Origin of the sequence: Ignatzschineria indica (assembly GCF_003121925.1) — a bacterium.
GTDB classification, from domain to species: Bacteria; Pseudomonadota; Gammaproteobacteria; order Cardiobacteriales; family Wohlfahrtiimonadaceae; genus Ignatzschineria; species Ignatzschineria indica.
This window is the reverse complement of the sequence record NZ_QEWR01000006.1, coordinates 55,663-77,562: the sequence shown is the minus strand read 5'-3', so window position 1 is coordinate 77,562 and position 21,900 is coordinate 55,663. Positions and strand designations below refer to the sequence as shown.

The following is a 21,900-nucleotide window of genomic DNA, read 5'->3' as shown; positions in this document are numbered from 1 at the left end:
ATCGCTTTCACTTGGGTGCTATACATGTCTCTGTTAGATCAATTTTCTGAATGAGTTAAGGCTGATTAAGTTCGATGATTAACTCAACAGGCGCTTCATCTACAGGCATCTCTTCTACTGGCGCCTCATTGACGGGCGCAAAGCCATATTTTGCAAAGATCTCTTTCCCCTCTTCTGATGCTGCAAGATCCATAAAGGCTTTTGCTAATTGTGGTTCTTTACTCGATGTGACGACGGCGCCAGTGACGATTTGATCGATGTTTTGTGCCGGATCGATCATAATCACCTCAACATTATCATTCATAAAGACAGCATCAACAGTCGCGATTGTCGCATCGGCGTTACCAAGTGCCATCTGCATTACCATCTCATTGATGGTATTTGCCGTAGAGACAACATTCTCATTGATCTTCTCAAGCTGATTTTTCTTTAAGATATTTTGCGCTGTTTTACCGATCGCATTCGCTTTAGCGTCCCCTAAAATAAGCTTCATTCCAGGCTTAGCGAGATCTTCTAATACCTCAATTCCTTTCGGATTGCCTTTCAGGACCACAATTGCCGGCGTGTGATGGGCGATGGCGTAAGCTTCTCCCACTAAACCTTTTTGATGTGCAACGAGATAGGTCGCATCTGAACCGACAATAAAAGCATCCCCTTTACGTGTTGTTTCAAGTTGTGCTAAGAGCTGTCCTGAGCCGGCAAAGTTAAATTCAACGGTCGTATCATGCTCTTTTTCAAAAATAGTGGCGATCTCTTCCATCGGCTTTTTTAAGCCAGCGCCGGAGTAGACAAAGATCGACCCTGCGGCAAAAGCAGTGGTGCTAAAGAGGGTGAGAAGTGTAATAGAGAGTGCACGCTTAAGTAGATTCATCTTGATCCCTTTCCATAACTATTGTCAGTGTTGTGAAGTTAAAAATTCCCTCGTTATTATAGAAAGAGGCTAATAGAATAACTATTAGCCTAAAGTGGTAGAGGGGGTAGAGAAGGTAGAGTTTGATTTCTCAGATGAAATCTTGCGATTTACTACGGCATTAAGAGTTTCTCTCTCAACTGTGCTTTTGTCTCCGGTGTAATCGCTAAACCTTCGAGCAGGTAGTTATCAACAGAGCCATAATTTTTCTCCGCTTCCGCGAAGGCCATTAAGAGCCAATCATCTTGAACGCCTAAGAATGGGGAGAAGGCGATCGCAGCGGCAACGCCCTTTTCATTTGCCATCTTATTGAAACTTTGGGTGATAGAGTCACGGGAGTAATCATTCGATGCGAGAAAATCTGCGATAATAATCTCTTGCGGAACGCCGGCAATATATTGTAAGAGGGCAGAAACCCAACCGGTGCGATCCTTACCGCCGGAGCAGTGAAAGAGCTGATTCCCCTCATTTTGGGCAATTGATGTTAAGAGCGTACCGATCTGTGCGCGTGTTATTGGATCATTCACAAAGTTAAGATAGATCTCTTCAGCGCCGGCAATTGTGATCTCTGGTTTTTGGGTAAAGCCTACACGGACAGGCTCGATATCATCCCACCCTAATAGATTGATATTGTGCCATGTTGCGCCGGGAATCTCGCTATCGGGATGGAGGGCAATCTCGCCGGGTGTGCGAAGATCATAGATATGGGTGATATTGAGTGAGGCCAATTTTTCTGCTTCTTCCGGGGAGAGAAGAAGGGCATTGGCGCGATAGAGTCGCCCCTGTTGGAGTGTTTCACCACGATTATTTTGATAAGGCTGAAGATTGCCAGCAACATCACGAAAATTATCCACCTTTTGAAAATGGATAGTGCTTGAATGAACATTTGAATGGGAATCTTGTTTCTGCATTATCTCCTCCCTTGGGGTTGTGCTATTTTCTGCCGCTTGAAGAGAGAGTGGGATACTTAAGGCCGTTTGGAGTAGCAGTAGTGTTAGCCACTGATGGCATCGGACTTGTCTCTTGCTGTGAGTTTTCATTTGTTTCTCCTTATTTGAAGTTTGGGATGCGCAAATTATAGGGAGAGTAGATGACAACTCCTTAACAGTAGCGGGAAAATTTGTGATGAAAACTGTTTTCGCTAATAATTTAAGCACCTATTTAAGCATAACTTTTTCTTTTCTTCAGGAGCGAGATGGTATCCTTGAGGCAGATTAAAGAGCGTTAGATCAAATTTTCTGATCGATTTTTTTAAAGAGTATGAAGGAGTTATATGATTGAGTTGATCAAAGTGGTCTCTATTGGGGTAATGATGCTACTTCCTCTTGCAAATCCCCTCACCGCTATTGCGATGTACCTTGGGCTATCGAGTCGAATGTCGATTGAAGAGCGGAAGAAGACCGCTTCTCAAAGTGCTTTTTATACTTTAGTGATTCTTCTGACTACCTGGTATCTAGGGCACTTTATTATGAGTGTTTTTGGAATTTCGATCCCCGGTTTGCAGATTGCCGGCGGTATGATTGTTGCCTTTATCGGCTTTATGATGCTCTTCCCTCCAGCTAAACAGAGTGATGAAACTGTAGAGTCAGCAGGTAAGAGTAGTAGCATCAGTTTTGTGCCACTAGCGATGCCGGCAACGGCAGGACCTGGCACCATCGCTTTAGTGATCAGCACTGGCTCTACCTTCCATACAAGTAGCCATATCTCTGAGTTTGTCTATCTAGTTGCCCCTCCGATTGTAGGGGTATTGATCGCGGCGCTTCTCTGGATTGGCCTTCGTAGTGCATCGACCATTATGCGCGTATTAGGGGAGAAAGGGATTGAGGCGATCTCGCGATTGATGGGCTTCCTTCTTGTCTGTATGGGTGTGCAATTTGTGATTAATGGTATTTTGGCGATTATTCATCAATATCAGGGGTGATAGAGCGTAAGCAATCGCAGAGAAGATCGTAAGAGGAAGAGAGGTCATAGGAGAGTTCTTATGAGGGACTCGACTAGATCATTAGAATCATGGTTGCGGGGGCAGAGATCATTGGATCTTCGCCCCATTTTTTTGCACGCACTTTTCTATCTCTATTTTCCACCTCTATTTTTCTTTGTGTATTCTCTGTTTACTTTTCGTTTACTTGCTGTTTACTTGTCATTTAATTCCTTTTTAATGTTTTATTAAGCTTCAATTTCTATACTCATTCCCTCACTATTAGAGGAGTTTTTTTATGAGTATCGGGAATATTGGTGGCATCAAGGCAGAAGAGCGATCAGCTACCAAAATAGATGGAGTTGTGCGAAGTCATCATCGTGGCATCCCTCTCTTTATGGGGATCATCTTGATCGCACTGCTCTCTACTTTAACGCAAAATATTGTCTTTTGGCGCGGTGTTAGTGAGAGCTTTCTCTTTGATTCTGGTTGGAGTTATCTCTTTTTCATCTCGCTTTTTATCACGCTGTGGTTGCTTTCGATTATTCTCTTTACTCTACTTTTATGGGGGAAGTTACGGCTACCCGTTGTCGCATTGCTCTTTTTTCTTTCGACACTCTTTAACTACTACTCCTACTACTATCAGATCTATATGGATCGAGATATGCTCATCAATATTATTGAGACCAATAGCGGCGAAGTGGTGAATTTAATCACATTGAAGCTCTTTCTTTGGCTCTTGATCGGTGTGGGTCTGCCGCTTTTGATCGTGATGAAGATCCCCATTCGTCAGACAAAAATAGGCTTTTCGCTACTACAGCGACTTCTCTTAATTGTGGGATCACTGCTTCTACTATTGGGCGTTGCGACACTCTTTTATAAAGATTATGCCTCCTATTTTCGCAATAACCGTCCGCTTTTGAAGCTTACAATGCCCTTTAGTTATATCTCGAGTGGACTCTCTTATACTCGTAAGCTTTATGCAGATAATCTCCCTTATCAGCAGATCGGAGAAGATGCTTATCTCAATCAAGATGCGCTCGGAGAGAAGAAGCGTCTCTTTATCCTGGTTGTTGGCGAGACTGCGCGGAGTAAAAACTTCTCTCTTAATGGTTATGAAAAGGAGACGAATCCACGCTTAGCTCAAGAGCAGAACTTAGTGAGTTTTAAATCGGTCTCCTCTTGTGGGACGGCGACGGCGATCTCTGTTCCTTGTATGTTCTCCCGTTTAACGCGAGAGACCTTCGATAAGGTACGCGCGAGTAAAGAGGATAATTTACTCGATATTTTACAACGTGTTGGCTATCAGGTTTTATGGCGGGAGAATGATAATGGTTGTAAAGGGGTATGTGATCGGGTGCCGACGCAATATGTAGAGGAGTATCTCGATCAGCCAAAGTCGATCACCGGTTTCTATTATGATCAATATCTCTTAACAGGCTTGGCGGATTATATTGCTGAAAAGAGTGCCGCGGCGAAGATTGATCCACAAAATGAGAATCTTGTGATAGTCCTTCATATGAATGGAAGTCATGGCCCTACCTATTATCAGCGCTATCCTGAAGCGTTTCGCCAATTCACTCCAAGTTGTGATACCAATAAGATCGAAACCTGTGATCAAGAGGCGTTAGCGAATGTTTATGATAATACGATTCTCTATACCGATTATGTTTTAGCAGAGACGATTGGGCTTCTAAAGCGTTTCTCCGGTGAGTATGAGACCGCAATGCTCTATATTTCAGATCATGGTGAGTCGTTGGGCGAGAATCGCTTCTATCTTCATGGCGCACCTTATGCGATTGCCCCTGAGGAGCAAAAGCAGGTGCCGATGATCTTTTGGGCAGATCCCGATTTTTATCAAAACCGAAAATTATCAGAGAGTTGTCTCTTGCAAATGGCTGATGAGGTGGCACTATCTCAAGACAACCTCTTCCATTCACTTCTGGGCTTGCTCTCGGTAGAGAGTGCGGTCTATGATGAATCGATGAACTTATTTAAGGCGTGTCAAACATTATGAAATTATTGATCGTGGAAGATGATCTTCTTTTAAGAAGAGGCCTAGAGCGAGCGCTTATTAAAGAGGATTATGTGGTCGACTCTGCGGAGACAGTGAAGGAAGCGATCGCTTTTTTAACGGTTGAGAATAGTCACTATAGTGCGGTTTTATTAGATCTTGGGCTTCCTGATGGTGATGGATTGACACTCCTCTCCTATCTTCGGCAGACGGAAAATAGTGTGCCGGTACTCATTATTACGGCGCGAGATACGGTGGATGATCGGGTGATGGGGCTAGATGCCGGCGCGGATGATTATCTATTAAAACCTTTTGCAATTGCCGAACTCTATGCGCGTTTACGAGCGATTATTCGGCGTCACTGTGGTGTTGCTAATAATCAGTTAGAGATCGCTGATTTTGCGCTTGACCTGAACCAGAAAGAGATTCATCTTAAGGGGAAATTGCTCGATCTTACCGTTCGTGAGTATCTGATTCTCTCCCGTCTTCTGCTCAAATATGGGCAGGTTGTTGCTCGAGAGTTTTTACAGCAAGATCTCTACTCTTGGCAAGATCAATTGGGATCGAATACCTTAGAGGTCTACATTCATCGATTACGGCAGAAGATCGGTAAAGAGAGGATAGAGACAGTTCGTGGTTTTGGTTATCAGTTGATCGATGAGGTCGATGAGATCGATCAGACTCAACAGCATCAAAATGTAAACAAGTAAGGGGCGAAGCAGTGGGCATTCAGCGACGTTTACTTTTAGCTTTAACCGGGATCATTCTGATATCAGGCATTATCATTATTGCCCTGATCGCTTATGAGATTAGTGAGCAGATCGATATCTTAACAGATCAAGTATTGAGTGATGCAGAGAAGGTGAGTGCGATGCGGCATGAAGCAAAAGAGATCCTTATCGCGCTGACGCTCTTTATTATTCTGATTTTGATCGGCGCTTTTTTGTCGATTCGCTATGTCACACAGCGTCTCTTAATTCCTTTTGAGCGGTTGAGTGAGGAGTTAGCACTTCGAAGCTCGCTCAATTTAACGCCGATCTTATTGTCGAGTCCCTCAAAAGAGGTGGAGATGATGGTCTTGAAGGTGAATCAATTGTTGCACAATATTGGGCAGCGGATTGAGTATGAGAAGGCCTTTACGGCAGATGTTGCTCATGAGTTGCGAACACCACTTGCCGGCATGCGTTTAACCTTAGAGTTGATGGAGGCTCTGCCGGAGCGAGAGTTACTGCTCAATCGAATCGATGATCTCTTAGTCACCATTGAACGATTACTCCAATTTTCGCGTGCAAGTTATCAGCTTCACTTTGAAAATGTTCGGGAGTTCGATCTACTGCAGGAGGTGATTGAGCCCTTACTAATGGAGTATCAGCCACAATTTCCCCATCCTTTACGGGTGGATATCCCCGTTGAGTTAAAGATGCGGGGGGATGCGAGTCTGCTCTATCTTCTCCTTAAAAATCTTCTCGATAATATCCGCTTTTATGCGGCAGAAGGGGAGTATAGCGAGCTTGTAGCAAAGCAGGAGGCAGGTGCCATTCGTTTGGTGATTCGTGATCGGGGTGCCGGCATTCCATCTGCGCAGATGGCTGAGTTAAAGGCGCGTTTTCATAGAGCGGATCGATCGCGTCGCGGATTTGGTTTAGGACTCCATATTGTAGAGAAGATCGTCTTAGCGCATCATGGAGAGATCCACTTTTCAGCGCGAGACGATCAGTTATCAGGTTTGCAGATCTCTATCCTTTTTCCACAATAAGTATGAAATAATCGATTCTCGCGGCTCTGCTGATTTTCTTATTGTATAAATACCTCTTTGGGAATAATTTCTGAAATAAAAAAAGCCTAGTCATCTGACTAGGCGAAAGTAAGTAGGTATTTAAAGGAGGAATAAAATACCGTAATTCCAATATGGGGATGATTATTCCTTTTCAAAGAGCGGTGTTGAAAGATATTTTTCACCACTATCAGGGAGAATCACTACAATCTTTTTACCCTCATTTTCTGGACGATTTGCGACTTCGACCGCAGCTTTAATTGCGGCACTTGCTGAAATTCCGATCAACAGACCTTCTGTCGCGGCGACCTCTTTTGCTAATTCAAAAGCACCGCTATCGGAGATTGTGATCACCTCATCATAGATTGCGGTATCGAGAGTTTCAGGGATAAAGCCGGCACCAATACCTTGGATTTTATGAGGACCTGCTTCCCCTTTAGAGAGAACAGGAGACGATTCTGGTTCTACGGCAATCACTTGAATCGCGGGATTCTGCTTTTTAAGATAGCGTCCAAGACCGGTGATTGTTCCGCCCGTGCCGATACCGGCAATGACAATATCGACCTGGCCATCGGTATCATTCCAAATTTCAGGGCCGGTTGTCTCTTCGTGAACTTGTGGATTTGCTGGGTTGATAAATTGCCCTAAGATGATACCGCCCTCAATCTCTTCTGCAAGCTCATCTGCTTTGGCAATGGCGCCCTTCATTCCTTTAACACCTTCCGTTAACACCAATTCAGCACCGTAAGCCTTTAGAAGATTGCGACGCTCAATACTCATTGTTTCCGGCATTGTTAAGATGATACGATACCCTTTAGCTGCGGCAACAGAAGCGAGTCCAATGCCGGTATTTCCGCTGGTGGGTTCAATAATCACTGATCCGGGTTTCAAGATGCCCGCTTTTTCTGCGGTGTCGATCATAGCATAAGCGATACGATCTTTAACGCTTCCGGCAGGATTGAGATACTCTAGTTTTCCAATGAGTGGCGCTTTAATGCCTTTCGATTTTGAAAAACGATTGAGTGCTAAAAGGGGGGTATGGCCGATAAGATCGGTTAAACTTTCATAAATTTTTGTCATCTTCTCTTCTCCTTGAGACAATCAATGGTTGCTTATAAGGTGCTTGTAGATGCAGATCGCGCTTATAAAAGAAAATCGCTATTGACGAATGATAAGCATACCATTATTATATGTTTACTCTATGTAGTGTAGAGTATCAGGATCTGGAAATAGTTGTCAATTAATATTCACTGAGGAGTTTCTATGAAGTTATCCGCAAAATCTCGTTATGCATTAGCATCGCTTGTGAAGATGGCATTAGTCCATGAGTCTCAGCCTGTCACTACAGTTTTAGAGATTGCCGAAGATTTAGAGATTTCTAAAATCTATTTAGAGAGAATCTTCTCAGAACTGCGTCGGGGAGAAGTTGTCGGTTCGATCAAAGGAGCTCAAGGAGGATATTATCTCATGCGAGCACCTAAAGAGATTACGCTCTATGACATTTTAAGTAGTGTTGAGCCGGCGCTCTTTACCGAGAATGATGCCACGGTGGAAGAGACCGCCCACAATATTGAGCGCGCTCTGCTTGAACAGGTCTATCGCCCTATGAGTGAAGGATTGATGAAGATTTTAACCAATATTAAGTTGTCCGACATTGCCTTAGAAGCACAAGAGGAAGAGGGCAACTATATGTATTATCTCTAACTTTCTTAGAGGTTATTTATAAAAAATGCGCCCGGTAAGGCGCATTTCTCTTTTAATGATTCTTTCAAATTGATTAGCCAATAATCGCATGAGGATAGAAGCGCGAAAGATCTTGGGTAATCCGAGAGTGATCTTCACGAATATTGAGCCCACAAGCGGTATCGCCAACAATCCAACTTCCTACGACAACATGATTACCATCAAAAACAGGTAGAGGTTCATAGGCTTGAATAATGGAGCCTTCAATGCCGTAAGGGCCATCCGCACTCTCTAGGACTTTACCATCGGTGATGATCTCAACATTTGCCCCTTCTCGAGAGAAGAGTGGTTTCTTCACATAATCAGTGAGTGTTTTTGCTTTAGGATCATCGGCAAAATAGGTAGGCAGAAGATATTGATGGTTAGGAAACATCTCCCATAAGAGGGGGAGAAGCGCTTTGTTAGAGAGAATCGCTTTCCAGCCTGGCTCAAGCCATAAGGTCTTATTCATATCGAGATAGCTCGCGAAATCTTCCCCTAACATAAACTCCCAAGGATAGAGCTTAAAGATCGCTTTGATCGGATCATCATCGAGGTCGGTATACTCCAATTCGTTATTGATACCAATCTCTTCGATATAGAGAAACTGAGTCGCTAAACCCGCTTCTTGAGCACAATCTTCTAGATATTCCACAGTACCTCGATCTTCATCTGAATCTTGGCAACAGCTAAAGTGAAGAAGTTCGACCTGATGATAGGCGCGTAGCTCTGAAAATCGCGAGATTAGCTGCTCTTGAATACTATTGAATTGATCGGCGATCATCGGCAGATTTTTCGCCTCAATCTGCTCTTCAAGCCAGAGCCATTGGAAGAAGGCGCTCTCATAGAGAGAGGTTGGTGTATCTGCATTATATTCTAAGAGCTTAAGGCGTCCGGCACCATCGTAGGCAAAGTCAAAACGGCCATAGAGTGATGGGGCATTTTGCTCCCATGAATCTCGAATAAAGCGCCAACTTTGAGGCGGAATCTGAAATCTTTCCAGCAGTTTTTCGCTCTTAATCACTCTCTCAACTGCTTGAAGCGCCATCTGGTGAAGCTCTTCAGTGGCCGATTCAATCAGTTCAATCTCTTTAAGGCCAAATTGATAGTAGAAATCTTCACACCAGTAGCGTTCGCCATACATGGTATGGAAGTTAAAGCCATACTCTTCAGCTTGTTGCTGCCAGTGAGGGCGTTCGGTAATAGGGATGCGTTTCATCGCTAGCCACCTACACTGCGACGAGTATTGCTTCCCGAAGCTGATTTTGCCGGCGCCATATTCTGTTTAGAGACCATCTGGCCAAAACCACCACGGCGTAGCGTCTGTCCTGCTTTTCCAGGTCTTAAATCTGTTGGATTGACTTTAAACTTCGTTCCTGGTTTGACATTGCCAAAGTTTTTGCCGCTTGAGTCGAAGAATTGCCCTTTATTCGGACCTGCTTGTGGCGAGTAGAGCGGCTTATGGGCATTAAATCCACCCATCATTTTACCAAAGAGGAAGCCTGCCATAAGGGGCATCCAGAAGCTTCCGCTCGATTGTGCCGTATTCTGTTCTTGATTGAGTGGTGCAACTTGACAACCTGCTTCTCCAAATTCAGCAATACAATCCTCTCTTGTTGCAAAGCGAGGTGCGGTATCGAGCGCTTCTTGTTGTGCTTGTGCAAAGGTTGTTTCACAGAGCGATTTTGCATCGGGATTGTAACGCACACACTCTTCAACGTTACGATACATGGAGACCTCTTCCTGCTGTGCGCTATTATCATTACATGCGGCAAGGAAGAGGGCAGAGGCGACAATGACTGCAAGCGGTTTGAGGCGAAGTGATCGCTTCTTACGGAATCGATCAAGATTAACGGTTGTAGTACGTTTACGCATTTTTGCTCCTAAAATCTAGTTGTTGAGATAACTCAATGATTAAATATCTATCTGTTGAATATCTATTCAATTTTTTATGTATACCGTTTCTATTTTACCCAATTTTAGAGGGAATAACTCGATATATAGCGATTTTTCATGATAATGGGAATCAAAATGTGTAATTGTCTGATCATCATTGATGCCGATCTGTGGGCATAGAGTGGTGAAAAGTGTGCAGTCGTCGATTCCTGAGGCTTTGCTGATGATCTTATTTATTGAAACATATTGAAACAAAAAAGCTGAACGATTGCCTGATCTTACTATCGCGTACTTCCACATATCTCGCGCCGGCAAGTGGCAATTTTCAATCGCCAGCAATTATGAATACTTCAATGAGATTAATCTCGGCATTGAGTATGCCGACCTGTGGGCATAGAGTGGTGAAAAGCGTGCAGTCGTTGATTCCAGTGGCTCTACAGATTTTCTTATTTTGGTTGATAAAGTGGTCCTGAGGAGTGCTACACTAAGCACTTAAGTCGTGCAATGCATCAACACAGCAATGAGTGTAAGGAGTTATATAAGATGCCTCAAGGTGAAAAATTTAATATCTATAGTCATTTAATCGGGACCTTACTCGCATTAGGGGGGATGTCATTTATTATTGTCTATGCCAGCCTCTATAATGATGCGTGGAAGATTGTAAGTGTCTCGGTTTATGGCGCGGCACTTGTTTTACTCTATCTTACCTCAACGATTTACCATCTTCTTCAGCCCGGACCAAGGAAAGATCTCTTTCAGGTATTAGATCATTGTGCGATCTATCTCTTAATTGCAGCGAGTTATACCCCTTATACTTTGGTGACTTTAGGTGGCGGTTGGGGGTGGTCATTATTTGGTGTCTCATGGGGATTAGCGGCGATCGGAATTATTCAGGAGATCTTAATTGGTCGTCGAACACAGATCTTCTCATTAACGATCTATCTTGTGATGGGATGGTTGATTGTGATTGCGGCAAAACCACTCTCTTTAGCGCTCTCATCTGAAGGGCTCTTCTGGTTAATTGCCGGTGGGGTAGTCTATACGCTCGGCGTGATCTTTTTTCTTCTGGATGAAAAGGTTAAACATGCGCATGGCATTTGGCATCTTTTTGTCATTGGTGGCAGTGCCTGCCAATACTTTAGTATTCTTTTCTATGTTGAGTAGAAGATCGATATGGTTGATGTAATCTGCGGGCATGCAATCGTTATAAGAACGAAATAGTTGGTTCCCACATCTCCATGGATTCTCTTAAGAATAATTGATCAAAGCAATAGAAGCTGATGAGTTGCCGGATCTTACTGTCGCATAATTCCATCAATTTCGTGCTGGCAAGTGGTAATTCTCAATTGTTGGAAAATATGAGCATCAGCGGGCGATGGATCTCCACCGCTTCGCTGATCTATCTTAAATCGTGTTGAAATGATGTTGTGCTATTGATCACTCTCTTCTTCCCATACTAAGGGAAGATTATAACCAGGGAATCGTTCTTGGCTATAAGCTTTAAAGCCGTCGGAATTGATAATCTCCACAATCTCTGTTGCCCAAGGAGCGTTGAGATTCTTCTCATGTACTACGATCCAATTGACAAAATATTTACTCGGCTCAATGGTGAGCGCTTCTGTAAAATGGATGCCGGCATCGAGAGCAAAATTTCCATTGATGATAGCATAATCGAGATCATCACGCGCTCGAGTCATCTGGGCTGCTTCAATCTCTTTAATCTCCAATTGATAGGGGTTTTTCGTGATATCACGCTTCTCAATACGGAAAGGGTCGGCAATATCATCGCGCAGCTCTATCCAACCTAAGTTCTCTAAAATCCAAAGACCGCGGGAAAAGTTGGTGACATTGGAGGGAATCCCGACTGTTGCTCCTTTTTCGATCTCATCGAGCGATCTCTTCTTGCCGGCATAGAGTCCGTAAGGTGCGGTAGGAACTTGAACCAGCGGTGCAAGGTGGCCATCTCGAACACGATTAAACTCCTCCATATAGGGGCGGTGTTGAAAGAGATTGAGATGGAGTGCACCCTCTTCAACACTCACATTGGGGATCACAATATCGGTGATCTCTGTTAGCTCTACTTGATACCCCGATTTTTGTAGTTCTGGCGCAAGATACTCCCGCACAATATCGGCAAAATCCCCGGGAGAGGTGCCAATTTTAATTCTATTTTCGCTCGCTTGTGCGGTTGAGCCATCATCTGAACATGCCGTTAAGAGTAGTGGCGTTGCTAATAGAAGCAGTTTCATGCCTCGTTTAAGAGATTTCCAAAAGGAAGGTTTTTTATCGCTTAATGATAAAGTGGGGGTGAGGAATGGGGTGTTGATTTTCATCTTATTCTCCTAGTAGATGCCGAAAAGGAGATTCGCTTAGCTGTTCTGCCCGCAAGCTTTTCCAAATCGGCATTCTGTTATTGTGGATCGTTAATTGTTAGTTATTAATTGTTAATCAGTTAATCAGTTAATCGTCATTGTGTGGTTGGGTGATTGTGTTATGAATAGTGATGAGGGTGAGTGCTCTGTTCGTCGTTATTGGTCGTTGCTAGTTACCAATAACGATCACTATTTATTATTACTTCTCTCTCTAGCTATTCATCTACAGATCTATTCATCAATTGAGATATCGGTATAGAAGCGCGCGGCAACATCAGGATGGGAGCGTAAACGTCCTTTTAAGAAGTTTTTGCCAATCTGTGTAAAGAGTGGATTCTTAGGATCTTGGGTGATTGAAAAACTTTTTCCCTGTAGCGCTTTCGGTAATGTTAAAAGTGGCACGGTGGCATCGAGCTGTGAGGTTAAAAAGTAGGCGATAGAGTAGCGATCTTGCCCAATAGGGGAGGGAAGTACTCGATGAAGCGTCGCTTTGAGATATCCTTGTGAGGCGATCTCAAGTAGCTCACCAATATTGACAACAAAGGTTCCCTCGATCGGTTCTGCTAAGACCCACTCATCATCTTTTAAGACCTCTAATCCCGCTTGATCCTCCTGCTGCACAAAGGTGATATAGCCAGAATCTTTATGAGGTCCGACCCCTTGCTCGCCATCGACGCCGGGATAGTGGATCGCTTTGGAGAGAACAGAGGGTTTATGCGCGTAGGTGGGCGCGAAGATCTCCTCATCCTGCCCGAGCGCTAAAGCAAAAGCGGTTAACATCGACTTTGCTAATTCTGTCTGACGCTCTTGAAGTTCAATAAAGGTGGGGCGCAACTCCGGAAGCGAGTCGGGCCACTGATTAGGGCCTTGAAGGCGAAGCCAAGGTTGATCATGAGGGATCTGGTCGAGCGGAATCGCTTCATACTCCGGCATAAAATCGAACTGTTCACGGCTATCGGGCTTCTCTCGTGTAATCTCATCATGAATATTGGTGTAGCCGCGAAAGTGAGGTGAGTTCGACATATGGATTGCTAACTTCTCCTCTAACGGTAGCGCAAAAAATTCTTTCGCTAATCTTTGCGCCTTTTCGATCAATGATTGGGGGATATTATGATTTTTAAGGTAGAAGAAGCCGATCTCATGTGCGGCATAGCGGAGCGATTCTAGGAAAGCTTCTCGCTCATCGCCTCCTGCAAGAAATTGATGATAATCGAGGATGGGAAGTTGAGGATTCTCTGATGACATACATTTTCTCCTTGTGGTGATTGTCAGGTTTGTCAGGTGCTAATCATCTAATCGACTCGATCGACTTATTGATTTGATCGATTAGATTCCATTGAGTTGTCTCAATTGCGATCTGATCTGCCTGCTCTCCACAAGGTATTTTTGGAGGAGAATCTCTTTTTTTGAGAGGGACGCTTTAGCTGGTTATGCCCGCAAGCTGTTATCAAATCGGCATTACATATATGTATAGACTACATTAATAAAAAGTGCAAATAAATTTTGTAGATAGAATGGCAAATGTGATTTTAAATAAGGTTGTAAGTAGGGTTGTAAGTAAGGTTGTAACTAGGGTCGAAACTAGAGAGCTATAGATAAAATTCTCAATAAATCGTTGTCACTCTTTCGTGCGAGCAGTATAGTGTTTTGAGGCTATTTAGGCTCAGTTTGAGTCCTTTTTAATTCAGATTATTAATTTAGATTATGTTATGAGGTTCAATTTTTAAGTATGGCAACGATTACCAATGTCGAAGACCTTCGTCTGCTTGCAAAGCGACGTGTCCCTAAAATGTTTTATGATTATGTTGATTCAGGATCTTGGACAGAATCCACCTATCGCGCAAATGAATCTGATTTTCAGAAGATTAAGCTAGTGCAGAAAGTGGCACGGAATATGGAGAATAGACATTTAGAGCGTGAAGTTCTCGGGATTCCAATGTCGATGCCGCTCGCTATTGCTCCTACCGGACTTGTGGGCATGGTCCATCCTGATGGGGAGATCCTAGCGGCACGAGCCGCTTCGCGATTTGGGATTCGTTATACCTTATCTACAATGAGTATTGCCTCCTTAGAAGATATTAAAAATGAGGTGGGTGAGCCTTTCTGGTTTCAGCTCTATGTGATGCGTGATCGTGATTTTATGCAGCGCCTTATCGATCGCGCGAAAAGAGCAGGGTGTGATGCTTTAGTGATTACTCTTGATCTGCAGATGATCGGTCAGCGTCATAAAGATCTTAAAAATGGTCTTTCGGTGCCACCAAAGCCGACACTTCGAAACTGGTTAAACCTCCTAACTAAACAGCGTTGGTGTTGGAATATGTTGAAGACAAAACGGCGTCAATTTGGCAATATTGTTGGGCATGTGGATGGGATTGATGATCCAAGCTCTCTTGCTTCTTGGACTAATCAGCAATTTGATCCAACCCTCAATTGGGATGATATCGCCTGGATCAAAGAGATGTGGGGCGGCAAAATTATCCTAAAAGGGATCTTAGATGCTGAAGATGCCAAGATGGCACATCAAGTGGGTGCCGATGCCATTGTGGTGAGTAATCATGGCGGGCGCCAGTTAGATGGTGCACTCTCTTCCATTGCGGTTCTCCCTTCTATTGTTGAAGCGCTTAGCGGTACTTCTACCGAGATTATTCTCGATAGTGGTATTCGTTCCGGACAAGATCTCCTTAAAGCTGTTGCATTAGGCGCGAATGCCGGAATGATTGGTCGCGCTTATCTCTATGGTTTAGGCGCTATGGGGGAAGCCGGGGTCACAAAGGCATTGGAACTGATCCGCAATGAGTTTGAGACCAGTATGGCTTTTTGTGGCGAGACCGATGTTGCGCATGTGGGGCGCCATATCCTTGTTCCCTCCACAATTCCTGATCCATTTCGTTAAACCTTTGACTCTCTCTTTTAATGTTTCACATGGAACCTGAGTCGCTGATTGATGCTCAGGCCTCTTTTATGGTAAGTGCCGGCTCGGGGCGTAGACCTAATGTATGGCAGATTGCATAGGTTAGCTCGGAGCGGTTGAGCGTATAGAAGTGGAAGTCTTGAATCCCCTCTTTTCGGAGAACTCTCACCATATCGATGGCGATACTCGCCCCCACAAGGTTTCGAGTGGTGGGATCATTCTCTAAGCCTTCATAGCGTTTATGGAGCCAAGAGGGGATTTTGACATTGAGTGGGCCGGCAAATTTCACAAGAGAATCGTAATTGGAGACAGGAAGAATACCGGGAACAATCTCCGCTTCAATTCCCACAGCAACGCAACGATCACGAAATCGAAGAAAGGCATCGATATCGAAGAAGAATTGGGTAATAGCTAAATTGGCGCCGGCATCGATCTTTCGTTTGAGATGAAGCAGATCTGCCTGGGCATTTTTAGCTTCGGGATGAATCTCAGGATAGGCAGCGACAGAGATATCAAAATCATGTCGTTTTTTTAGAAGCTTCACCAAATGATCGGCATAGATCCCAGGATTTTCGGTACCTTTAGGGAGATCTCCTCGAAGCGCTAATATATGGCGAATGCCAAGATTCCAATAGTTATCGGCAATCTGGTGAAGCTCCTCTTCGGAGGTATCCACACAGGTGAGATGAGGCACAGCGGTAAGATCTGTTTTATAAACAATATCTTCAATCACGCGGTGTGTTCGATCCCGTGTTGAAGCATTTGCTCCGTAAGTGACGGAGACAAATTGAGGCTTTAATACTTTAAGGCGTTCGATGGAGTTCCAGAGAGTGGTTACCATCTGTTCGCTATTGGGGGGAAAGAACTCAAAAGAGACATTAACATCATTTTGTAGTTCAGAAAGGCTCTGGTTTAATAGCTCAACATATTGCGCACTCATCTTATTTGTCCTCTGTCGATTAATGGTTATTGGGTTATTGGGAAATTGGGGTTATTGGAGGGTCCTTCCATTTTCGAACTGGCATAAAAAAAGCCAGCACTCGTTCTCATCAAGTGTTGGCATTACGCAAACTTATCTTTCGATCACTATCCCTAGATAGGTCGAAGGAATTGGCACCTTAATTTTCATCAGGTTGCCGGGCATCACAGGGCCTTTCCCTCCGCCGCTCTTGATAAGATCATGGTATTAAAAGCGGGTTGCTCTCTCTACCATCTACTTTTTACTATAGAGGAGTTGTTGTGTAAAAAGCAAGTTTTTACGCGCTACTGAGGCTTCTATTGAGATCGCCCTTGAGGTCGTTACTGCATCTGCATGAAGAGCTTAAGGCTCTAAAAATCGATCATTTGAATCTTTTTAGCAAGATGCTTTTCACTATTTTTCGATATCTTAACCGGCCTGTTTATCGATACTATTACAATATTCTTACGACATTCTTGCGATATTTTTAAACGAGATTAATCTTAAACGAAACCGTTACCGCGATTGCTGCGTCCGTTATTACGTTCACTTTTTATTACCTCTATTTCTATATTTGCACTTTTATTTTGCTATTTTTAAATTTTGAGTGATATAGTAAAAGTGTAGTTCTTATTAAGAGAGATGGAGGGAATTGGCCCAATGAAGTCTCAGCACCAATCTTTTTGTGCTAAGTCCAACAGATCGATGAGTCTGGCAGATAAGAAGCATTAATCAGTTAATGATGCTCTTCTTGTTACCCAGGAAGAGCTTTTTTATACCAGAAGTCTCAGGACAACAAAGGGAGTCACTATGATGAAAAAAGGTCTATTAACCGTAGCACTTTCCGCACTTTTTTTAGCAGGCTGTCAAACAGCAGGGAGTTCTATTGAGTTAGAAGAGGTTGTTGCAACACCGCAGTTAGAGGCAGCAATTAAAAATTTCACCAATGAGACCGCACCAAGTTACGCTGTCGCATATGCTGATCTTAACCAAGATGGCATCGATGATGGTTTAGTGCTTCTCGAAGGGGAAGAGTGGTGTGGAACCGGTGGCTGTACACTGTTAGTCTTTGAAGGCTTAGCAGATGGTAATTATAAATTAGCATCAAAATCGACAGTTGCGAATGCGCCGATCTATGTCTTAGAAGCACGTTCAAATGGTTGGTCTGATCTCTCCGTTTATAGCAAAGGGAAAGGACAAGTAGTGATGAAATGGGGAGGATCGAATTATCCCTCTAATCCTTCACTACAGCCCACATTAATTATCGATAGCAAGGCTGTGAAGCCCGCTATCTCAGGAAAGATCGATATTCCTGATTAATGTGTTATCGTTGATCAATCTTTTAGGATGCTTGATCTGTTGCACTCTAGAAGATGATCTTGTACAGGCTGATCTTAATAAAGAAGTGCTAGTGGCAGATTTGATCTGTGATTAGCACTTTTTTATGGTCGATTCTATTTTTTCTCTATCCTCCTCTCTCTATTTAGAACGATTATTAACGACGATGAACGATTATCAAGATGATGATGAGAGCGACACTTTTTTAAAGTGCGCTACAAGTTAAGTTCGTCGCATAAATGAGTAACACTCACTGAGTTAACCACTATTGATGATGGCAGCGATTGCGTCTGCCGGTAGAGAGAGGAGTATCTATTTTATGGCTATCGAAGAGCAACTTCAGAGTATCGCCCAGAAACGCATCTTAATTTTAGATGGAGCAATGGGGACGATGATCCAGAAGCGACAATTGGAGGAGGCTGATTTTCGCGGTGAACGTTTCGCCGATTGGCCCCAAGATCTTAAGGGGAATAATGATCTTTTAGTCTTAACGCAACCTGATATTATTTTGGCGATTCATGAGGCCTATCTTGCGGCGGGCGCTGATCTTATTGAGACCAATACCTTCAATGCTACTCAAATGTCGATGGCCGATTATGGGATGGAGCCTTATGTTTATGAGATCAATTATGAGGCAGCGCAATTAGCTAAGCGTGCGTGTCAGCGCTATAGCACGGCAGAAAAGCCCCGATTTGTGGTAGGGGTTTTAGGTCCTACTAGTAAGACGGCCTCGATCTCCCCTGATGTGAATGACCCTGGCTTTAGAAATACCTCTTTTGATCAATTAGTTGAAGGGTATTTGGAAGCTATTTCTGGCTTGGTAGCCGGCGGTGCCGATATCTTAATGGTCGAGACTATCTTCGATACGCTCAATGCTAAAGCAGCGCTTTTTGCGATCGAGACCTTTTTTGAAGAGAGAGGGATTCGATTGCCGGTGATGATCTCCGGTACTATTACAGATGCTTCAGGGCGGACGCTTTCAGGGCAGACGACCGAAGCTTTCTACAACTCGTTACGCCATGTTCGCCCCTTTTCGATCGGTCTTAATTGTGCGTTAGGACCTGATCTTCTGCGAAACTATGTTGCAGAACTCTCCCATATTTCCGAATTTTATCTCTCTGCTCATGCTAATGCCGGCCTTCCCAATGCGTTTGGTGAGTATGATCTTGGCGCTGATGAGATGGCGTTAGAGATGGCCGAATGGGCAGAATCAGGTTTTCTTAATATCGTCGGGGGATGTTGTGGAACAACGCCGGAACATATTGCGAAAATTGCTGAGAAGGTCGCATCGATCGCTCCTCGTATTCCGGAAGAGAAGGTAAAATCATTGCGCCTTTCAGGCTTAGAGGCGTGTAACTTAACGATTGGTGAATCGCTCTTTGCCAATGTGGGCGAGCGAACCAATATTACCGGCTCTCTCCGTTTTAAGCGCCTGATTAAAGAGAAGAATTATGCCGAAGCCTTGGAAGTCGCGCGTGATCAAGTGGAAAATGGCGCGCAGATTATCGATATCAATATGGATGAGGGGATGCTCGATTCGAAAGCGGAGATGGTCACCTTCCTCAATCTTATTGCTTCAGAGCCCGATATCTCTAAAGTGCCCATTATGATCGACTCCTCAAAGTGGGAGATCTTAGAAGCGGGGCTTAAGTGCATTCAAGGGAAAGGGATTGTTAACTCAATCTCGATGAAAGAGGGGGTCGCGCAATTTATTGCGCAGGCAAAACTGGCGAAAAAATATGGCGCTGCCATTGTGGTGATGGCATTTGATGAGGCAGGGCAGGCGGATAATTTAGAACGCCGGATTGAGATCTGCTCAAAAGCGTATGATATTTTGGTCAATGAGGTCAACTTTCCGGCGGAGGATATTATCTTCGACCCCAATGTCTTTGCGATTGCAACGGGCATTTCAGAACATAATCGTTATGGGTTAGATTTTTTGGAAGCGACGGAATGGATTCGGAAAAATCTCCCCTATGTCCATATCTCAGGGGGGATCTCTAATGTCTCCTTCTCTTTTAGAGGGAACAATCTAGTACGTGAGGCGATTCATGCGGTCTTTCTTTATCATGCAATCGCGCGGGGATTATCGATGGGGATTGTCAATGCCGGTCAGCTTGCGATCTATGAGGATATCCCCGAAGAGTTACGAGAAGGGATTGAAGATGTGCTATTTGATCGAGATCCTGAAGCGAGCGAACGCCTTTTAGAGCTAGCACAGAAATATCAAGGGGAGGGAGCAACTCGTAAAGAGGAGAATCTCGAATGGCGAGCGCTTCCTGTTGCTGAGCGATTAACCTATGCCTTAGTCAATGGCGTTGATAGCTATATTGAAGAGGATACTGAACTTGCACGACAAAGTTTTTCACGGCCGATTGAGGTGATTGAAGGTCCCTTGATGACCGGTATGAATGTGGTGGGAGATCTTTTTGGTGAAGGAAAGATGTTCCTGCCCCAAGTGGTCAAATCAGCGCGAGTGATGAAGCGTGCGGTAGCTTACTTGATCCCCTTTATTGAGGAGGAGAAGAGAAAGTTTGGCGATATGAGTCAGTCAAATGGCAAGATTTTGATGGCGACAGTAAAGGGTGATGTTCACGATATTGGGAAGAATATTGTCGGTGTTGTATTGCAATGTAATAACTTTGAGGTGATCGATATGGGGGTGATGGTCCCCACGCCGGCAATTATTGAGAAGGCGCTCGAAGAGCAGGTGGATGTGATCGGTCTTTCCGGTTTAATCACGCCATCGCTTGAGGAGATGGTCGGCTTTGCTAAAGAGATGGAGCGCCGAGGTCTCGATATTCCTATTATGATTGGTGGAGCGACAACCTCGCTTGCGCATACAGCGGTTCGTATCGCCCCACAATATCGTCATACCGTTGTTCATGTGCGTGATGCTTCCCGCTCTGTTGGGGTGGCGCAATCTTTGATTAGTCCAGAGCTTCGTGATGAGTTTAAAAAGAACTTGAAGGAAGACTACGAAAAGCGCCGTACAGCGTACCTCGAAAGACAACGCGATATTAAGCTAATCCCCTTTCAAGAGGCGGTCAATAACCGTTTAAAATTAAGATTTGATCATATTGTAAAACCGGAGAAGATGGGGATTCATGAGTTTGAAGTGCCGCTCGAGGATCTTGTAGAGACGATCGATTGGACCCCCTTTTTCGCTTCCTGGCAATTGCGTGGGAAGTTCCCAAAATTATTAGAAGATGAAATTATTGGGGAAGAAGCGACAAAAGTCTATCAAGACGCAGAGAAGATGTTGGCAAAAATTCTCGAGGAGAAGTGGCTAACAGCGAAAGCTGTTGTCGGACTATTTCCTGCAAAAAATGCAGGTGAAAGTACAGTTTTATTTACAGATGATACTCGTACAGAAGAACTTGCACGTTTGCATCATCTGCGTCAACAGACAGAGCGACCCAATGAGATGCCGAATCGCTCTCTTGCTGATTTTATCGGTGAAGAGGATTATATCGGCGCATTTGCCTGTACGGCAGGTATCGGCATTGAACCCTATATTGAGGCATTTGAAGCTGATCATGATGATTACAGTGCGATTATGCTCAAAGCGCTTGCCGATCGTCTTGCCGAAAGCTTAGCGGAGTATCTCCATAAACGGGTGCGTAAAGAGTATTGGGGATATGCGAAAGATGAAATGCTTGATAATGAAGCCTTGATTCGAGAAGAGTATCGCGGCATTCGCCCGGCGCCGGGATATCCAGCCTGTCCAGAACATACGGAGAAAGCAACACTCTGGCGTCTTCTCAATCCTGATCAGCGTATCGGTCTCGCAATTACTGATAGTTTTGCTATGTATCCACAAGCAGCTGTTTCCGGGTGGTACTTTGCTCATCCCGAAGCCCACTACTTTGGGGTGGGCAAAATTGGTCGTGATCAGGTGGAAGATTATGCTGCGCGTAAAGGTTGGGATCTGAAAGAAGCAGAAAAATGGCTCGCACCCAATTTGGGATATGAGCCAGAGGAGTAGAACAGCGATTTGGTGATATCTTAAATTAATACTTTTGATAAAAACCGCATTTATTGCGGTTTTTCATCATTTTAGCGCTCTTTTCCTCTCTTTTCCCCT

17 protein-coding genes and 2 riboswitches are annotated in these 21,900 nt (G+C 44.1%); of the genes, 9 read left to right on the top strand and 8 right to left on the bottom strand.

Annotation, left to right across the window (positions count from 1 at the left end; genetic code table 11):
• Window positions 1-55: 55 nt before the first annotated feature.
• Both modA and DC082_RS09535 read right to left on the bottom strand, forming a co-directional pair.
• Window positions 56-871, bottom strand: coding sequence for a molybdate ABC transporter substrate-binding protein (gene modA, locus DC082_RS09540; protein ID WP_109236781.1), 816 nt, complete (start codon window positions 869-871; stop codon window positions 56-58).
• A gap of 152 nt (window positions 872-1,023) precedes the next feature.
• Window positions 1,024-1,950, bottom strand: coding sequence for a tyrosine-protein phosphatase (locus DC082_RS09535; protein WP_109236780.1), 927 nt, complete (start codon window positions 1,948-1,950; stop codon window positions 1,024-1,026).
• Between the two features lie 233 nt (window positions 1,951-2,183).
• Here DC082_RS09535 and DC082_RS09530 point away from each other — a divergent pair, with 233 nt between their 5' ends.
• The 4 genes from DC082_RS09530 to DC082_RS09515 all read left to right on the top strand — a co-directional run bounded on the left by DC082_RS09530 (window position 2,184) and on the right by DC082_RS09515 (window position 6,598).
• Window positions 2,184-2,831, top strand: coding sequence for a MarC family NAAT transporter (locus tag DC082_RS09530; RefSeq protein ID WP_094568351.1), 648 nt, complete (start codon window positions 2,184-2,186; stop codon window positions 2,829-2,831).
• A gap of 295 nt (window positions 2,832-3,126) precedes the next feature.
• A complete protein-coding gene (locus tag DC082_RS09525; RefSeq protein ID WP_109236779.1) occupies window positions 3,127-4,845 on the top strand; it encodes a phosphoethanolamine transferase in 1,719 nt (572 codons plus the stop codon).
• A complete protein-coding gene (locus DC082_RS09520) occupies window positions 4,842-5,552 on the top strand; it encodes a response regulator (RefSeq protein WP_109236778.1) in 711 nt (236 codons plus the stop codon). Before DC082_RS09525 ends, DC082_RS09520 begins: the two co-directional genes overlap by 4 nt.
• An 11-nt stretch (window positions 5,553-5,563) precedes the next feature.
• Window positions 5,564-6,598, top strand: a complete 1,035-nt coding sequence (locus DC082_RS09515) for an ATP-binding protein (RefSeq protein ID WP_109236777.1) — start codon at window positions 5,564-5,566, stop codon at window positions 6,596-6,598.
• A 162-nt stretch (window positions 6,599-6,760) separates the two neighbouring features.
• On the opposite strand, the gene cysK is transcribed toward DC082_RS09515, so the two are convergent.
• The gene (gene cysK, locus DC082_RS09510) at window positions 6,761-7,696 is read right to left on the bottom strand and encodes a cysteine synthase A (protein ID WP_109236776.1); all 936 of its coding nucleotides are present in this window, start codon (window positions 7,694-7,696) and stop codon (window positions 6,761-6,763) included.
• Window positions 7,697-7,879: 183 nt separating this feature from the next.
• On the opposite strand from cysK, the gene DC082_RS09505 reads away from it, so the two are divergent.
• On the top strand, window positions 7,880-8,320 hold the full coding sequence (locus tag DC082_RS09505; RefSeq protein WP_094568346.1) for an RrF2 family transcriptional regulator: 441 nt from the start codon (window positions 7,880-7,882) through the stop codon (window positions 8,318-8,320).
• Window positions 8,321-8,393: 73 nt separating this feature from the next.
• Here DC082_RS09505 and DC082_RS09500 read toward each other — a convergent pair whose 3' ends face one another.
• Window positions 8,394-9,557 carry a glutathionylspermidine synthase family protein gene (locus DC082_RS09500; protein WP_109236775.1) on the bottom strand — a complete coding sequence of 388 codons (1,164 nt, stop codon included), beginning with the start codon at window positions 9,555-9,557 and terminating at the stop codon, window positions 8,394-8,396.
• 2 nt (window positions 9,558-9,559) lie between these two features.
• A complete protein-coding gene (locus DC082_RS09495) occupies window positions 9,560-10,213 on the bottom strand; it encodes a DUF1190 domain-containing protein (protein ID WP_109236774.1) in 654 nt (217 codons plus the stop codon).
• Window positions 10,214-10,777: 564 nt separating this feature from the next.
• Between DC082_RS09495 and trhA the strand changes: the two genes are divergently transcribed.
• Complete coding sequence (gene trhA / locus DC082_RS09490; protein WP_109236773.1) at window positions 10,778-11,398, top strand: PAQR family membrane homeostasis protein TrhA; 621 nt, start codon at window positions 10,778-10,780, stop codon at window positions 11,396-11,398.
• Between the two features lie 266 nt (window positions 11,399-11,664).
• Here trhA and DC082_RS09485 read toward each other — a convergent pair whose 3' ends face one another.
• The gene (locus DC082_RS09485) at window positions 11,665-12,567 is read right to left on the bottom strand and encodes a MetQ/NlpA family ABC transporter substrate-binding protein (RefSeq protein WP_229821710.1); all 903 of its coding nucleotides are present in this window, start codon (window positions 12,565-12,567) and stop codon (window positions 11,665-11,667) included.
• Window positions 12,568-12,837: 270 nt separating this feature from the next.
• Window positions 12,838-13,851 (bottom strand): isopenicillin N synthase family dioxygenase, encoded by a 1,014-nt coding sequence (locus DC082_RS09480; RefSeq protein WP_109236772.1) that lies wholly within the window; start codon window positions 13,849-13,851, stop codon window positions 12,838-12,840.
• A 484-nt stretch (window positions 13,852-14,335) separates the two neighbouring features.
• Between DC082_RS09480 and DC082_RS09475 the strand changes: the two genes are divergently transcribed.
• Window positions 14,336-15,499, top strand: a complete 1,164-nt coding sequence (locus tag DC082_RS09475) for an alpha-hydroxy acid oxidase (RefSeq protein ID WP_109236771.1) — start codon at window positions 14,336-14,338, stop codon at window positions 15,497-15,499.
• A gap of 55 nt (window positions 15,500-15,554) precedes the next feature.
• On the opposite strand, the gene metF is transcribed toward DC082_RS09475, so the two are convergent.
• Window positions 15,555-16,457: a methylenetetrahydrofolate reductase gene (gene metF, locus DC082_RS09470; protein WP_109236770.1), complete on the bottom strand. Its 903-nt coding sequence runs from the start codon at window positions 16,455-16,457 to the stop codon at window positions 15,555-15,557.
• A 129-nt stretch (window positions 16,458-16,586) separates the two neighbouring features.
• Window positions 16,587-16,696, bottom strand: a riboswitch (SAM riboswitch).
• Window positions 16,697-17,102: 406 nt separating this feature from the next.
• Window positions 17,103-17,200: riboswitch (SAM riboswitch) on the top strand.
• Window positions 17,201-17,285: 85 nt separating this feature from the next.
• Between metF and DC082_RS09465 the strand changes: the two genes are divergently transcribed.
• Window positions 17,286-17,795, top strand: a complete 510-nt coding sequence (locus tag DC082_RS09465) for a hypothetical protein (RefSeq protein ID WP_109236769.1) — start codon at window positions 17,286-17,288, stop codon at window positions 17,793-17,795.
• Between the two features lie 337 nt (window positions 17,796-18,132).
• Window positions 18,133-21,801: a methionine synthase gene (gene metH / locus DC082_RS09460; protein WP_109236768.1), complete on the top strand. Its 3,669-nt coding sequence runs from the start codon at window positions 18,133-18,135 to the stop codon at window positions 21,799-21,801.
• Window positions 21,802-21,900 lie beyond the last annotated feature (99 nt).